A 15,043-nucleotide genomic window follows, 5' to 3' on the forward strand; every position below is an offset into this window, starting at 1 on the left:
CCCGGGAGGGAGAGAGAGAAGTAACTCCAAGTGTTTTCTTCTCGGTTGGGATGTGAATGTCGCGGTCCTGTCACGCGATGGCCGCGAGGGTGATCGGCGGGAACCCGGGCCGGGAGTGATCGCCTCCTGTCTCACGCAGGGGAACGGATCACCCACCTCACACACCTGGAGCAGCCCGTGACAACGCCGCACACAACAGCTCGGCGCGCACTGGGGGCATGTGCCGTCCTGATGGTCGGCGCCCTGACCCTCACCGCGTGCGGTGGCGACAACAGCGGAAGCGGTGACGGCAAGGGGGGCGGGAGCGGGAAGGGCGGGAGCGGTTCCGTCTCGACGGCGGTCATGCGGATCGCGATCTCCGCGAAGGACGGATCCGAGGGCGCGTCGATCAACACGACCGGTGTGAAGGTCGACGGCGGCACGCTGACCGATGTGCGGATGACCGTCGCGGAGACGGGGGCGGCCGTGGCGGGGGCGATTTCCGCGGACGGGTTGAGCTGGCGGCCGGAGCGGCAGTTGGAGCGTGGGACGCGGTACCGGATAGCGGCGACGGCGAAGGACGCCGAGGGGCGGACGCGGGCCGCCGACTCGACTTTCACGACGGTCACCAAGGAGAACAGCTTCATCGGGTCGTACACGCCGGAGGAGGGGACGACTGTCGGGGTGGGGATGCCGGTGTCGTTCACCTTCGACAAGGAGATCACCGACCTGGCGGCCGTGCGGTCGCACATCACGGTCACGTCGAGCAGCGGGCAGCAGGTGGTCGGGCACTGGTTCGGGGCGCAGCGGCTCGACTTCCGGCCCGAGGAGTACTGGAAGGCCGGTTCCAAGGTCACGATGAAGATCGACCTGGACGGGGTCAAGGGCGCGAACGGCGCGGTCGGGGTTCAGAAGAAGACCGTGAGCTTCACGATCGGGCGCTCGCAGGTGTCCACGGTCGACATCGCCACGCAGACCATGACGGTCGTACGGGACGGGCAGGAGCTCAAGCGTCTCCCGATCTCGGCCGGCAGCCCGGAGTTCACCACGTACAACGGGCAGATGGTGATCTCCGAGAAGCTGGAGGAGACGCGGATGGACAGCCGTACGGTCGATCTGGCCAACGCTTACGACATCCCGGACGTTCCGCACGCGATGCGGTTGACCAGCTCCGGGACGTTCATGCACGGCAACTACTGGTACAACGAGGCCAATCCGCCCTTCGGGAACACGGGTACCAGCCACGGGTGCGTGGGGCTGGAGGACGTGCAGGGGGGCAGCGGGGACACGCCCGCCAAGTGGATGTTCGACGAGTCGATGATCGGTGACGTCGTCATCGTCAAGGGCTCCGCCGACAAGCAGGTCGCGCCGGACAACGGATTCAATGGCTGGAACATGCCGTGGAGCGAGTGGACGGCGGACGCCGCGTCCTGAGTGGCCTCAAGTGCCCTCCCATCAGGGCCTGTTGACGGATTATTGACGATTCCTCAGGGCGGCGCGGGAACATTTCGCGCCGCCCGGGCGTCTTCCTGGCATACGTTTTCTCGGTTCGCGGACATGATGTCCCGCCGAGGGGCTACGGTATGCACCCACAAGGTGACATGCAGCAACGCCGGGAGAAGCCTTGAGCGTTCCGTACGAGACGGCAGCGTACGAACAACCCGAGTCGCCCGAGTCTCCGGAGGAGCATCTCGCGCGACTGCTGGGTCGTGCGCTGAACTCCTTCGAGCTGCCCGATGAGGCGATACGCAGGCTCGACTGCGCGCTGGCGCACGACAGTTCACTGCACTCCGCGCACCACAGCGCGGGGCTGCACCGTGAGACGTACCGCCACACCTGGCTGCTCGCCGACGGTTCGGCGCTCACCCTGTGGGAGCTGGTGCACAACACGGTGCCGGGGGCGGGTCCGCAGGCCGAGGTGTATGTGGAGGAAGAGGAGCTGCGCGCCGCGACGGCCCGGCTCCCGCTGCCGGCGGACACCCCCGACTTCGAGCTGCCGGTGACGGTGCACCAGCTCACCGCGGTCGTCCAGCCGCGCCACACGTTCGTGCCGGACGACAACTCGGCGGACCACGCGCGCCGCTTACTGAGGCGGGCGGAGAACACGGACCGGCCGGGGACCGAAGTCGCCGACCTGCTGCGTACGGCGTTCGCGCACCAGATCACCCAGGCGTTCGGGCGCCCGTGCCGTGCGGGCCGGGCCCGGATCGGCTTCGCGCTCTACGAGCACGCCTTCCTGTTGCCCGGCGGTGAGGAGATCTCTCTCTGGGAGATCGAGCACACGGCCACACCGGACGGCCGGCACATGTGCGAGGTGTATCCGACGGAGGACGGGGCCCGGGACGCGATGGAGCGCCGGGCCGCACGGACCTCGTAACCCGGACCTCGTAGCCTGGCCCCGACAAAGTCGCACACATCACCCGAGTCGCACACGCCGGTGGGCCGGTCGCCAGAGCGACCGGCCCACCGCTGTACGGACGTACTCGTCGCGCCGGTTACGCCGCCACCGGCTCCTTCTTCTCGGCCGGTCGTGCCGCGCCTTCCGGCGCTTCGGCCGCGGCGGTGGCCTCGGGGGCCTGCCCGCGCATGCTCTTGAGGAGCACCACCAGGGCCGTCGTGACGCAGGTGCCGGCCGCGATGGCGATCAGGTAGAGGAACGGGCTGCCGATCAGCGGGACCACGAAGATTCCGCCGTGCGGGGCGCGGAGCGTGGCGCCGAAGGCCATCGACAGGGCGCCGGTGACCGCGCCGCCCGCCATCGAGGCCGGGATGACGCGCAGCGGGTCCGCCGCCGCGAACGGGATGGCGCCCTCGGAGATGAAGGACGCGCCCAGTACCCAGGCGGCCTTGCCGTTCTCGCGCTCGGCCGGGGTGAAGAGCTTCTTGCGGACGACGGTGGCCAGGGCCATGCCCAGCGGCGGGACCATGCCCGCGGCCATCACGGCGGCCATGACCTTCATCGCGGAGTCGCTCGGGTTCTGGACGGCGATTCCGGCGGTGGCGAAGGCGTACGCGACCTTGTTGACGGGGCCGCCTATATACTCTCAAAGCACATCACATGAGAGAGGGTGGAGCGAGTGAAGCCAAACAGCACGCTGACCAGCACCGATGGACGTACGATGGTCCCCGGCCAGTCGACCGATGGGGAGGGGTACGTGTACCAGCTAGGTGCTTATCTACGGATCTCCGACGATGACAAGGACCCGGAGACCGGGGAGCTGTCGCGGGCGGGCGTCACGCGGCAACTGAGGGACTGCCACCCCGTGGCGGCAGATCTGGGCGGGGCGATCGTCAAGGTTTACGACGACAATGACACGACCGCTTCTAATCCCCACGTTAAGCGTAAAGACTTTGAGCAGCTAATTAAAGACCTTGAAAACGGCGTCATTGACGGATTTGTTTTCTATCACGCTGACCGTGTGGCGCGTCAGGCTTATGACGCTGCCCGCATCTGCCAGATATACGAGCGCAATATCAAATTGGTCGGCAGGGCCGCTAGCGGCGGTACGGACCTCAGCACCACTGAGGGACGCGCCATGTTTGTTATGCAGGCCGTTATGGGTGGTGTGGAAGCCGCTTCGACGCGTCGCCGGAAGACTACGGCTAACCGACACAAGGCCCAGGACGGCAAAGACCACGTTGGCCGCCTCCCCTGGGGTTGGGACCGAGAAGGAAAGTTGGTCCAGCCGTATGCGGATCTTAGGGCTAAGGGAATCGAAATGGTGGCGGACGGTGCCACCATTACCGACGTGATCAGGTTTTGGACCGAGAACGGTATTACCGGCGCAGCCGCAACCGGTAAGCCAGTCCTTTACAAAACGGCCATGCTTAGGATCACGCATCCTCGAAACGCTGGTTTCCGTGCCTACGCTCCGACCGATGAGCGACGCGGCAAGGCCACCCCGTGGGGCCCTGACATTCTCCTCTATGACGACAAAGGAAGCCCAGTTGTGGGCGAGTGGGAACCGCTCGTTACGCCTGGGGTTTACTGGCGAGCTATTCACCGCCTGGAAAAGATTAGGGAAGAGGCTAAGGCGAGCGGAGCCAATGGGGGCACGCGCCCCGGCCACAGAACGCATATGCTTTCTGGTCTGCTGCGGTGCGGCAAGTGCGGAACGCGAATGGTGGCGTCTGCCCGCACAATTAAGCGCAAGGACGGCACCAGCTTTAAGTCCCCGTTCTATCGGTGCCCCACGACCAACAACGGGTGCGGGAAGATCACCCGTTCCGCTGCGGTACTAGAAGAGCACGTCGAAGACCTTGCCCTAGAGGCTCTTAAGCGTATCGCTGGGCGAACGTCCGCTAAGGGCGATAAGGAAATGCGGGCGGTTGCGGCTGCCGAGGCTCGCCTTCGGGAGATTGGCGAGGAGATCAAAGAGGTTATGGAGCGGCGTAAGCCGGACGCCCCTAAGCGGATCTCGGCCAGTGTTGCTATGGACATGATCTCTGAGCTAGAGGACGAGCGGGGAAAGCTGCAATACGACGTGCGGGCCCTTTCGACTAAGGCCGCCGACATTAGGGGCCGGACGCCGGACCTCATCAGGGAATGGGAGGACTTCACGACCGACCGTAAGCGATTGGAGCTAACGAAGCTCGTTAAGGCCATCATCGTCGAACAGGCCCCTAGGGGGCGGCATTTCGATCCGGATTCTGTTGACGTTGCTTGGCAGGACGTCTAAGCGCACTTGAGCACACCAAAAAGCCTCGCACCCAGTTGGCGTGCGGGGCTTTTTCTTTTACTTCTCCGCAACGAGTCCCCAACGCCTCAACATGTCGGCGCGGAACTCCTCACCAAAATCCGGCATCTTAGCCAACTGGCGATCTATCCAGGCTTGCGCCTGTGGAGATCGCCCACGGTTCACATTCTGGGTTACGACTTCCCCCTTCGGTCGGTGGCTCAACGTCGGAAGACTCCGTTCTCAGTGCTGCTGATGGGAAGAGCATGCACTGACATCCCCTGGCGAAGTCAAAGGGCTGTTTAAACGGTCTACATCCAGGGCGTTTAAACGCTCTCACTTGAAACCGCCAGGGGTTCGTCTGTAGACATAGCTGCACACCGAGACCAAAGGAGAAGCGTGGACATCGAGAACATGACCAGCGACCGCCCGATCTGGACCGACTCAAAGCGTAAAGCTTTCTATGAGGCCGTCAGCATTCTCGGGGTGCTCAGTGACTTCTATGTGAAGATGATCGAGAGCCCGGACACCCCGGCCGATCGACATTTCATGGATTCTCTGACCTCCGACGTTGCCCGCAAGTTCGCTGACGACTTGCTCGGATGGCTGATGGAGAGAGACATGTATATCGTCCGCGAGTGACGCGCAGCAATCTTGAGGACGGCCCTGGCGAAAGTCGGGGCCTTCCTTATGCCCAAAAACGACGGGAGTACCCGTGACCGATATTCCCCGTGTCGACCACGACTTGTGGCGGCGCTGCCTATCACATGACCCTCGCGTCAAGCAGAACACGTATGCCGTCGCCATGGCGTTTGCCATGTTCGGCGACTACACGCACGGGACGGACGTGTTTCCGTCGATGGCGACCATTGCTGCAATGGTCGGCCTGTCCAGTGCAACGAAGGTTCACCCGCACCGCAAGAAGCTCGTCGAGTACGGCTATCTCACCGATACCGGGGCGCGTTCGTCCGCCGACACGGTCGTCTACTGCCTCACCGCCCCGGCCGAGGTCATTGCAGCTGTCAAGGCAGGACCGGAAGCACGTAAGCCGAGGAAGCCCCAGAACGGCCCTTCGAGGGCCGCTACGGCAAGCCCTGCCCCCTTGGCGCCCTCGGCTGGAGATCAGCCCTCCACGGCCCCCGTGGGGCCGATTGAACTCACCTTGGAGCAGAAGTGTTGGTTCCTGGGAGGGAACGATCCGCAGTCCTGGCCCTGGACGGAAATTCCATACGCCTCGGCCGAGGACGCCTACCGGTCGTACACCGGGCAGATGGCTGACTAGTACCTGCACCCCTACGGGTACAGGAGATATACCCCTGGAAGTACAGGGGGTGTACCCGTACGGGGACACAACCTCATAGGGATCTCTTTAGAGATCCCATAGCTAATAGCTCATAGAAAAGGTGTACCCCTTCGGGTACACCTAGCCTTGGCTGAACGAAGTGAGAGACCGACAGGCATCCTGACGGAGCCTGTCTCTGGCCTACAGGCCGAAAGCTCGAAGCTGCGAAGCAGGCTGAGAGCAAGCAGATCGGAAACGCAGTCTCCGACTGTCGTCGGTCCTGCTATCAGCCGAGGGAACAGAACGGCCCGGGCGGGCCTAACCTCGCGCTTTCATGAAGCGGGTTGTCCGGCAGGCGGTCAGGAAAGCAGAAAGTGCCTCTGACCAGCAAGAATGAGGATTGTCTAGGTCCTTGTTCCTGCCACCGTCGGAGGCACTTCCCAGGTGAAGCACTCTATCGGGTCCTATCCCCGCGTCCGTGTTCAGGACGATGGCCGCCAGGTCGTCTCCCAGGCCGGGGCGGTCCTGCTCGTTGAAACGGTCCGCAAGACCGGTCTTGACCAGGCCATATCCCAGGCTCTGGCTCCGTGGCGCAAACCGCGGGCCGTCCACGATCCCGGCAAGGCCCTCCTGGACGTCGCCTTGGCGGTCGCACTGGGCGGGGACTGCCTCGCGGACGTCGCGATGCTGCGGTGTGAGCCGGCCGTCTTCGGCCCGGTCGCCTCCGACCCCACCATCTCCCGACTGATCGACACCCTCGCCGCCTCCGGCGCGAAGGCTCTGCAGGCCATCCGCTCCGCACGCTCCGAAGTCCGCCATCGTGCCTGGTCGTTGGCGGGCAAGAACGCCCCGGACGCCGACGGACAGGTCACCGTCGACCTCGACGGCGTCCTCGTGATCGCCCACTCCGACAAGGAAGAGGCGGCCGCGACGTGGAAAAAGACCTACGGCCACCACCCCCTGACGGCCTTCGTCGACCACGGCCCGGGCGGAACCGGAGAGCCCGTCGCCGCCCTCCTCAGGCCCGGGAACGCCGGCTCCAACACGGCCGCCGACCACATCACCACCGCCCAACTCGCCCTGGCCCAGCTGCCCAAGCACTACCGGCGAGGGCGCCAGACCCTGATCCGCACCGACTCCGCGGGCGGCACCCACGACTTCGTCGCCTGGCTCGCGAAACGAGGCCGATGGCTGTCCTACTCGGTCGGCATGACGGTCACCGAAGCGATCCACGAACACGTGCTGAAGATCCCCGCCTCAGCCTGGACCCCGGCCGTCGAGACCAACGGAGAGGCCCGTGACGGGGCCTGGGTCGCCGAGCTCACCGGCAAGCTCCTGGACGGCTGGCCCAAGGGCATGCGGCTGATCGTCCGAAAGGAACGGCCCCATCCCGGCGCCCAGTTGAGAATCACGGACGCGGACGGCATGCGAATCACATGCTTCGCGACCAACACCCCTGACCGGCCGATCGCCGCCCTTGAACTCCGTCACCGGCTGCGGGCCCGGGCCGAGGACCGCATCAGGGCCGCCCGGGCCACCGGCCTTCGCAACCTACCCCTGCACCGGGCAGCCCAGAACAAGATCTGGCTCGAGATCGTCCAGATCGCCCTCGACCTGCTGGCCTGGATGCCCATGCTCGCTCTCACCGGCAAGGCCCGGCTCTGGGAACCCCGCCGTCTGCGATTCCGCCTCTTCTCCGCGGCCGCTCAGCTCGTCACCACTGGCCGACGCAGGATTCTCCACCTCACCCAGCACTGGCCCTGGACCAGCGAGATCACCGCCGCCCTCCAACGGCTCACGCTCCTGCCCACCCCTGGCTGACCAGCAACCTCCAGCGTTCCGACGACAGCACCACCCGATCCCGGGCAGTGGAACCCGGCGCCCACCCGACGCGACAACCGGGCCACCGGCCTGCCCACCACCAGCTCCGGAAAGCAAAAGGGTCCACCAACTCCGTCAGCGGACCCTCACGAAAGATCGAGGCTAACTCGGCCCGACTCAGGCCGAGGTTCACTGAGCTACTCACAATGGCTCTCACGGCCGCTCAGGGCCGTCTCTGCGACCTCGATGCTTCGAGGGCGGGGGAACAAAACAATCTTGGGACGCTTCTCCGCACCCGCCTCTTTAGCTTCGCTTGAGCGCGCGGGGGTTCGCCTGAGTTCGTGGGACCGCAATTCAATGCGGATACGCACGTACGTGATCGAGGTCACGCTATTTACGGTGCGCACTCCGTGCCGGTAACCGGTCTTTAGAGAGTGCAACAGGGACTCGATCCTTCGGGATCGGGGGGACGCGGCACGGGGCGGTGCAGCGGCAAGCGGTCTGGCTCCATGGCATCTTCTTCCAATGCTAGCCATGGGGCCGGGCCGTTTTCTAATGAACCTCCCACTCGTCGCGCTTTCGGCAACTATCTCAAAGAGACATGGAACATGAACAACACAGTCGAGCTGAAGTGCTGGGCATGTGAGGAGCCGTTCAATATCGAGTACGGCCCTGGCAGGCCGCCCCGCTATTGCGGCCCTTCCTGCAAGAACCTAGCGCGCGCAGTTTTGCGCAGGATTCGTTTTGTAGAGCGAATCGAGAAACAGCGCACAGCGCGTAACACTCAGCGTTGAACGAGAAGCAACCCATTCCTGGGTGTCAGGCGACTTTCACATGCCCCCGATCAATGAAGGAATCAAATGTCTAATTGTGACGACCTTTATAAGCGACAGGCTAAGGCCGCTCTCGAAGACCGCCAGAAGGTGATTGCAGAGCTTCGAGCCATCGAGGCCGATAACAGGCTGAGCAATACCGAGAAGCGTGAGCGTATCGGGAAGCTCGACAGGGAAGTTCTCCAGCTTGAAGCGGAGGCCCGAGTCGCTATTGAGCGAGCGGAGCGTGAGGCCACGGTGCGCTCCCTGGCGGGCGGGCTTGACATGCTGACGCCTACGTCTTCCCTCGGTCGCGATGAGGGCTCCTGGCGGGCCCTCATGCCGTCGCTCAGCGAGTACCGCGCTCTGGTGGCTGAGGGTGTTCCGGGCGACGGCGGTTACACCGTGCCCGAGCAGACGGCCACGAAGTACATCGATGTTCTCAAGGCCAAGTCGACGTTCCTGCGCGGCCTTCCGGTGGAGAGCATCGTTCCCTTCAGCTCGGCGACTTTCTCTGTTCCGCAGCTTGTGTCTTCGGACGGCATGGATTACGTCGAGGAAGGCCAGACCATCCCCGAGGGGGACATGGTCTGGGGTGAGGTGAAGTTCGAGGCGAAGAAGATCGGCCGGATTCAGTGGGCGAGCACTGAGATTCTGGAAGACTCCGCTATTGATCTGCGCAACTCCATTGCGAATAACCTTCTCCGTGATGCTTCGCTGAAGTTCGATGCTGACGCCTTCACCGGATCGGGAACCAATCCCATCAAGGGCATTCTTAGTCAGGGCGTCTCTACAACCCTCGGCAGCGGAAAGATCACGGTCACCTATGACGACCTGGCCGACGCCGTAGCGCGCATCGAGGCTATGAACGGAACTCCATCGGTCGTATGGGCTTCTGTCGATATGGCTGCGGCTCTCCGTAAGGAAAAGGCCGCCGGTTCGGGAACCTATCAGGCTGGCTCTCCGACGGATTCTCCGGCTTCAACGGCGTGGGGCCTGCCGATCTTGTCGAGTGCTTTCCTTCCGGTCAAGACGGTTTGCGTCGCCGATGGTTCCCGCATCGTGGTCGGCATCCGCCGAAACGCCACAGTGCGGGTTAGTGAGGATGCTCGGTTCGATAAGGATCAATGGGGCTTCAAGCTGACTATGCGCATGGCTGGTGTTTCTCTGGCCGAGGCATCCTCGGCGCAGATAGTAAGGGCTGCTGCCTCCTAACGCAGTAGAGGCGGTCAGGTGTCCCCTGACCGCCTCCCCCTTTTTTATCTTTCTCAATACTCCGGCATGCGCCCGAAACTTACCCCTACACACAAGAGACGCCCTGTGAAGACTTTCCTTGATATGGCCGACAAGGCCGCCGTGATCTCATATCTGCGCGCCCGTTCCGTCATTTGGCCGGAATCTGAAGGCGGCTGCTTTGAGTGGGTGCAGTACCGAGAGCGGGACGGATACGGCCGGTTCACCGCCGAGGGGAGACCGCGCTATGTGCATCGCGAGGGTTTCATAGCTTCGGGAGGATGGATTCCTAAAGGATGGACCGTAGACCACCTCTGCGGAAACCCGCCGTGTTGGAATTCAGCTCATCTGGATGCTGTGAGCAGAGAAGAGAACACCCGAAGGGCTAGAAACGCTCGCTGGGTTCGTTTCATGCGCGAAAACCACGCGGCGTTGAACGTCGCTCGCAAGCTGGACGCTTCCGTGATCGAGTCGGTGGCGGTGACCCGATGACGTCTCAATATAATATAGGGGTCCACTCGATAGGATCATGGCCGCTTCTCGACCGAACCAGGAAACGGGCTGTCGCATTTGGTACGGCAGGCAGGACAGCAAGGGGGAACCCAGGATGCGTATTCGCGGAAATACCGCCTCCGTTAAGCGGTATTTGACGGCTTCGAAGCCTAAGAGGAACCGAGAGGGTTTCTATCCCGTGTTCGAGAACACTTGCGGTGACCAGCGGTGCATCACCGTTGGTCACTTGCTGATTGTGGACTGGAAGCCGTTGCTTCCCAGGCCCAACAAGGGGTAGTAGTGACTGAACTTATCCGCTGGATGGCCCGAAAACGCTTCAAGGAAGAGAAGAAGCGTGCTCGGCAAGCGCGCCTGTTGACCGAGGGGCTTACAGCTCGGGAAATCCGGTTGAATATCCGAGCCGGCCACGGCAATTGATATTTCATAGATCGTTTTTGGGGCGTGATGAAAATCCCCTGCCACTCCACCACGGGGGAGGCAAACGGCAGGGGGATTTTTCAATGCCAGTAACCCCAATTCCCGCCCGCGCACTCGGGGCACCGGACCTTCTCCCGAAAGCCGCACGTCGAGCAACCGTCGAGGCCCGCACAGTCGGGGCACCAGAGTTCCCGGTGACCGAAGCACATCCCGCAAATGGTCGAGACTTCATAAAGCCACTCGATCAGGGAAGGCTTCCCCAGGTCGAATCCGCGACGGCCCGCCCGAGGCTTCTCGGGCCGTTCCGCTGCCGTGGTCACCCGGCGGAACTGTGGGGGCACTGCCGAATGTTCCGGGCTGCCTCGAACCGCGCTTTCGCATCGCCGGACTTCGCGGCACTTTCGAGCTTCACTTCCTCCGACGCGCACCGAGGGCAATTGGCCTTCGGCTTGGCTTCGTACAACCAATTGTCTAGGGGCAGGTCAACAGGCTCACCGGGATACCTCTGCGTCATTACACCGACACCCCCCACACGGTCACGGTGGGGAGTCTTCTGCCGTCGCCTACGCCGCTATGCGGATGGTTGCTGATTTCCCGATTGGCACTCGCTACGGCTTCAGCTACGCCCGCTTCGCGGGCGTCTTCACGGGAATGGCAGAGTGCGGCGCACGTCATGCATCCCGCGACCCCTACAGGTTCGAGTCCGGGAATGTTCCTCGCTACGGGTCCGGAACGGGATTCAGCCTCCGACTTACGCTTAAGCATCGATCGCCCCTCGGCTCCATGTCTGTCTCCCAATGGTGCCGTGCACTGCGCATCGATATGGGTTTTAGTCGCGAGGTTGGGTAAACGATCATCTGGACCGGTAGTGACTCGCCCATTCGCCGAGTTGCGTTCTGGCCTCTTCCTCGAATAGAGCGTAACTTTCTAGAGTGCCGAACAGTTCCATGTATGCCGCGATGTCGCGCGGGTCGCGAAAGACCGTAACGCCAGCGGTGTTTTCTGACGTGGTCAAAGTGTCGTCGTAAATGGTGAAGGTGTCCATCGGGGCTGTCGCCATGTGGCCGCTGATCGGGATCACGCCCAGATGAATATTTGATAGGCGAGAGAGTGAGATAAGGCGGTCGATCTGCATCGCCATCTCTGGGGCACTAACAAGCGGCCACCTGACGGCTTGCTCCGTCAAAATGAATACGAATCGCTTTGAGCTGTCATAGAGGATTTGTTGTCGTTCGAGTTTCTTCATAACGGTCTTACTGGTATCCACCGGAGAATGAGCGAGACTGGCTCTAATATATTCAGGAGTGGAGAGAAGGCCGGTAAGCATGGAAAGCAGGAAGAAACGGAACTCTATTGTGGTCGACTCCAGGCTGGCTAGTTCCTGTTGTTTCTTATCAAGCCCCTTCCGGCGTAGGCTCCGAATATCCTGCCATTCAGTGTTGGCCATCCTGGCGAGGTTCGATACCTGGGAGACCAATTCTGACGGGGCTTCGACGGCTCTGAGGATTTGCTCAACGTCGACAATCGACGGACGGGCTTTTCCGGTCTCGAACCGGCTAATCTTGGATTGAGACATGTTGCAGCGCGCAGCAAGCCGGACCCCTGAGAGTCCGGCTTGCTTACGCAGTTCTCGGAGCTTCGAGGCCAGTTCCTGGCTGGACTGGCCTAGCTGCTCGGGTTCGAACGTCAATCCTTCACGTACTCCAGGAATGGAACCGACTCGGCCACTGCGATTCGCTGGTACTCCAGGAACGGGGCAGAATCACCCGAGCGAAGTTCTCGGCTGATCTGCGTTCCGTCTTCCCGGTAGTTCATGAGCACTACTTTCGTCCGGTCGAACATCCAAAAGTCGTGCACGTCGGGCAATGGATTCGCTCGATCGGTCACGTCAAGGATGCGGATTTCTTCTCCTGCCTTGACGTGGTGCCGGTAGTAGTACTCGAACTCGAATCGGAGATAGTCCGACAGTGGGCGTGTGACGATATGGACTCGCCCGACACTCTTTCCTTCACTGCGCCACTGCCGTACTTCGTCCATCCAACCTGACGTGTAGTCATCCGGTGATTTCTCCCCGGACAGGAACCGCGCCAGTTTCTCCGATTCCTGAGGCATCGTGTAAACGGGGAGAGTTTCCAGCCTCCACGCCTCACGCTGCATGGTGTCGAAGCAAGCGTTCCACTCGTCACCATCCAAGAGCACGAACAGCCTCCCTGAGAACCGCTTCCGGGATCTCCACCAGGCCCTCACCGTGCGGCGCCTGGAAGGCGTCCGAAAGGTCGCCCTGGACGATGAATGATCCGCTTGCCGTCCGATAGACGTTGGGGCAGTCCTTTTCCCCGCACTCGCCGTTGCCGTTACCGGTAAGCCGGGTCAGTTCCTCGCGGGCCATGCTGAACCCCCTTGTGTCTGGCCTCTGTTGAGGCCGTTAACCATCACGGTAGGTGCCCGCTATGCATGGCCGCTATGCCAGGACGTGACTATGCACGTCTTTGGGTAGACCCGTCGCCTGGAAGCTGTCGGAGAGGACAGGCAAGCCCCGAGATGACTGCCCAGGGCTCTGTGAAGGGGGAAAGCCCCGAGGGCGAGAGCCACCGTCACAGCGGCCCCACAGACCCGTTGGCGTGCCCTGCCTGTCATCGACACTCCGCGCCGGGCGGTGCGACCAGTACGGGAACGGGTCGAGAGGCAGGCCGACGACTCCGCAGCGTGCCTACGCCCGCTGCGGACGGAACCTCCATGATGTGCTTCTGGACGACATAGGGCCGCCGAGGTCGAAGCACATCATCAGGCCGAGCAGGATGCCGAGCAGGACGGCGTTGGTGCCGGAGAGGCCGGAGAGCCAGTCCGTCATGCTCTTCTGGGCCGAGGCGATGGGCTTGCCGACCACGACGAACATCAGGAAGCCGACGATCAGCGAGGAGATCAGCGGGATCACCACGACCGGCATGATGCCGCGCAGCACCGGCGGGATCTTGATGCGCTGGATGGTCAGGACGATGCCACCAGCCAGCAGACCTGCGACCAGACCGCCGAGGAAGCCGGCGTTGATGTTGAACGCGATCATGCCGCCGACGAAGCCGGGGACGAGGCCGGGGCGGTCCGCCATGCCGTAGGCGATGTAGCCGGCCAGCACCGGGACGAGGAAGCCGAAGGCCACCCCGCCGATCTGGAACATCAGCGCGCCCCAGCTGTCGACCTGGGTCCAGGAGAAGTGCTCCATGACCGAGGGCGCCTTGTTGATCTGCCAGCCGCCGATCGCGAAACCGAGGGCGAGCAGCAGACCGCCGGCGGCGACGAACGGGACCATGTAACTCACGCCGGTCATCAGCCACTTGCGCAGCTTCGTGCCGTAGCTGTCACCGGCGTCACCGGCCCGCTCGACGGGCGTACCGGCGCCGTTGGCGCTCGCGGTGACCTCGCCGCGCTCGGCCTTGCCGCGTACGTCGGCGATGAGCTGGGCGGGCTTGTTGATGCCCGCCTTGACGCCGACGTCGACGGTCGGCTTTCCGGCGAACCGTTCCTTCTCCCGTACGGGCACGTCGTGGGCGAAGATCACGCCGTCCGCCGCGGCGATGACCGCCGGGTCGAGGCGGGTGAATCCGGCCGAGCCCTGGGGCTCGACGACGAGTTCGACGCCCGCCTCACGGCCCGCGTTCTCCAGCGCCTCGGCGGCCATGTACGTGTGCGCGATGCCGGTCGGGCAGGAGGTGACGGCGACGATCCGGAACGGTCGCGCACCTCCGTCCGCACTGGTGTCCGCGGCGGTTTCGGCGGAGGCCGCCGCCGAAACCGCCGCGGAGTCCGGGGTGGCCGTGGCCGGGGGCTCGTCGCCACGGATCAGCGCGGCGGCGCCCGCCGCGTCGCCCACCGAGCGCAGGGCCGCCGTGAACTCGTCGTTCATCAACTGCCGGGCCAGTGACGAGAGGATCGTCAGATGGGCGTCGTCGGCGCCGGCCGGGGCCGCGATCAGGAAGATCAGGTCGGCGGGGCCGTCCGCGGCGCCGAAGTCGATCCCGGCGGCGCTGCGCCCGAAGGCGAGCGTCGGCTCGGTCACGTGTTCGCTTCGGCAGTGCGGGATGCCGATGCCGCCGTCGAGGCCGGTCGGCATCTGGGCCTCGCGGGCTGCCACGTCGGCGAGGAAACCGTCGAGGTCGGTCACCCGCCCCTTGGCCACCATGCGCTCGGCGAGGGCACGGGCCGCCGCTTCCTTGGTCTGGGCGGACAGGTCGAGGTCGACCAGGTCCGCGGTGATCATCTCGCTCATCGCGGGCTCCTTCGCACGCGTATCGCCCGGGGAGTGGGGTGGGCGG

Annotated in this window: 12 protein-coding genes and 2 pseudogenes; 9 read left to right on the forward strand and 5 right to left on the reverse strand. The window is 63.5% G+C overall.

Annotation, left to right across the window (positions count from 1 at the left end; translation table 11 throughout):
* Window positions 1–177 precede the first annotated feature (177 nt).
* Both AOK08_RS05435 and AOK08_RS05440 read left to right on the forward strand, forming a co-directional pair.
* Complete coding sequence (locus AOK08_RS05435) at window positions 178–1,413, forward strand: L,D-transpeptidase (RefSeq protein ID WP_055524159.1); 1,236 nt, start codon at window positions 178–180, stop codon at window positions 1,411–1,413.
* Window positions 1,414–1,603: 190 nt separating this feature from the next.
* Window positions 1,604–2,356 carry a DUF6227 family protein gene (locus AOK08_RS05440; RefSeq protein WP_055524161.1) on the forward strand — a complete coding sequence of 251 codons (753 nt, stop codon included), beginning with the start codon at window positions 1,604–1,606 and terminating at the stop codon, window positions 2,354–2,356.
* A gap of 118 nt (window positions 2,357–2,474) precedes the next feature.
* On the opposite strand, the pseudogene AOK08_RS05445 reads toward AOK08_RS05440, so the two are convergent.
* Window positions 2,475–3,017: pseudogene (locus AOK08_RS05445) on the reverse strand (fructose-specific PTS transporter subunit EIIC); the annotation flags it as partial.
* A gap of 39 nt (window positions 3,018–3,056) precedes the next feature.
* Here AOK08_RS05445 and AOK08_RS42760 point away from each other — a divergent pair.
* The 7 genes from AOK08_RS42760 to AOK08_RS45530 all read left to right on the forward strand — a co-directional run bounded on the left by AOK08_RS42760 (window position 3,057) and on the right by AOK08_RS45530 (window position 10,733).
* On the forward strand, window positions 3,057–4,658 hold the full coding sequence (locus tag AOK08_RS42760) for a recombinase family protein (protein ID WP_241826844.1): 1,602 nt from the start codon (window positions 3,057–3,059) through the stop codon (window positions 4,656–4,658).
* A 396-nt stretch (window positions 4,659–5,054) separates the two neighbouring features.
* The gene (locus tag AOK08_RS05455; RefSeq protein WP_055524165.1) at window positions 5,055–5,297 is read left to right on the forward strand and encodes a hypothetical protein; all 243 of its coding nucleotides are present in this window, start codon (window positions 5,055–5,057) and stop codon (window positions 5,295–5,297) included.
* A gap of 73 nt (window positions 5,298–5,370) precedes the next feature.
* Window positions 5,371–5,937, forward strand: a complete 567-nt coding sequence (locus tag AOK08_RS05460; protein ID WP_055524167.1) for a LexA family transcriptional regulator — start codon at window positions 5,371–5,373, stop codon at window positions 5,935–5,937.
* Between the two features lie 444 nt (window positions 5,938–6,381).
* On the forward strand, window positions 6,382–7,758 hold the full coding sequence (locus AOK08_RS05465; protein WP_055524168.1) for an IS1380 family transposase: 1,377 nt from the start codon (window positions 6,382–6,384) through the stop codon (window positions 7,756–7,758).
* Window positions 7,759–8,618: 860 nt separating this feature from the next.
* The gene (locus tag AOK08_RS05470; RefSeq protein WP_055524170.1) at window positions 8,619–9,785 is read left to right on the forward strand and encodes a phage major capsid protein; all 1,167 of its coding nucleotides are present in this window, start codon (window positions 8,619–8,621) and stop codon (window positions 9,783–9,785) included.
* 123 nt (window positions 9,786–9,908) lie between these two features.
* On the forward strand, window positions 9,909–10,295 hold the full coding sequence (locus AOK08_RS48825) for an HNH endonuclease (protein ID WP_157876569.1): 387 nt from the start codon (window positions 9,909–9,911) through the stop codon (window positions 10,293–10,295).
* Between the two features lie 300 nt (window positions 10,296–10,595).
* On the forward strand, window positions 10,596–10,733 hold the full coding sequence (locus AOK08_RS45530) for a hypothetical protein (protein ID WP_157876570.1): 138 nt from the start codon (window positions 10,596–10,598) through the stop codon (window positions 10,731–10,733).
* Window positions 10,734–11,586: 853 nt separating this feature from the next.
* Here the strand turns inward: AOK08_RS45530 and AOK08_RS05475 are convergent.
* From AOK08_RS05475 to AOK08_RS05485, 4 genes and pseudogenes are all read right to left on the reverse strand, one after another.
* On the reverse strand, window positions 11,587–12,423 hold the full coding sequence (locus AOK08_RS05475; RefSeq protein WP_079053848.1) for a helix-turn-helix domain-containing protein: 837 nt from the start codon (window positions 12,421–12,423) through the stop codon (window positions 11,587–11,589).
* On the reverse strand, window positions 12,420–12,932 hold the full coding sequence (locus AOK08_RS05480) for a DUF6879 family protein (protein ID WP_055524174.1): 513 nt from the start codon (window positions 12,930–12,932) through the stop codon (window positions 12,420–12,422). The genes AOK08_RS05475 and AOK08_RS05480 overlap by 4 nt, the downstream gene beginning before the upstream one ends.
* The gene (locus AOK08_RS42770) at window positions 12,916–13,122 is read right to left on the reverse strand and encodes a hypothetical protein (protein WP_079053849.1); all 207 of its coding nucleotides are present in this window, start codon (window positions 13,120–13,122) and stop codon (window positions 12,916–12,918) included. The genes AOK08_RS05480 and AOK08_RS42770 overlap by 17 nt, the downstream gene beginning before the upstream one ends.
* 363 nt (window positions 13,123–13,485) lie before the next feature.
* Window positions 13,486–14,997 (reverse strand): annotated as a pseudogene (locus AOK08_RS05485) (fructose-specific PTS transporter subunit EIIC); the annotation flags it as partial.
* Window positions 14,998–15,043: the final 46 nt, after the last annotated feature.

The organism is Streptomyces graminilatus, from assembly GCF_001418565.1.
Classification (GTDB): Bacteria; Actinomycetota; Actinomycetes; order Streptomycetales; family Streptomycetaceae; genus Streptomyces; species Streptomyces graminilatus.

What these genes read in the sequence shown, in the direction of transcription:
- AOK08_RS05470 (WP_055524170.1), top strand. Translation starts at nt 8,619, where the DNA reads ATGTCTAATTGTGACGACCTTTATAAGCGACAGGCTAAGGCCGCTCTC.
- AOK08_RS48825 (WP_157876569.1), top strand. Translation starts at nt 9,909, where the DNA reads ATGGCCGACAAGGCCGCCGTGATCTCATATCTGCGCGCCCGTTCCGTC.
- AOK08_RS42770 (WP_079053849.1), bottom strand. Translation starts at nt 13,122, where the DNA reads ATGGCCCGCGAGGAACTGACCCGGCTTACCGGTAACGGCAACGGCGAG.